Source organism: Rhizobium pantanalense, from assembly GCF_030182525.1.
GTDB lineage: Bacteria > Pseudomonadota > Alphaproteobacteria > Rhizobiales > Rhizobiaceae > Rhizobium.
Genome location: NZ_JAQJCH010000075.1, coordinates 1 through 246, shown reverse-complemented (window position 1 = coordinate 246; position 246 = coordinate 1). Strand labels below are relative to the sequence as shown.

At 58.1% G+C, this 246-nt stretch carries 1 protein-coding gene; it reads left to right on the top strand.

The genetic code is table 11. From position 1 onward, the window contains the following. On the top strand, positions 1-240 hold a 240-nt coding region (locus tag PH558_RS34195), incomplete at its 5' end, for a winged helix-turn-helix transcriptional regulator (RefSeq protein ID WP_285208581.1). Positions 241-246 lie beyond the last annotated feature (6 nt).

Here is a 246-nt window from a genome sequence, read left to right as displayed (position 1 = left end):
GAGCCATCGATGCGAGCGTCACAGTTCATGCGAGACATCCCAGACATTTCTCAGAAAATGCTCACACAACACCTTCGGGAGTTGGAGTGCGACGGCCTTGTCGCAAGACGCGACTTTGGTGAGCAGCCGCCCCGGGTCGAATATTATCTTACGGTTGCTGGCCGTGGTCTTATGCCGGTCTTGATGGCGGCGCGGGAATTTTCGAGGGACTACCCGGAAGCGTCCGACCGACGACCATGAGCGCTG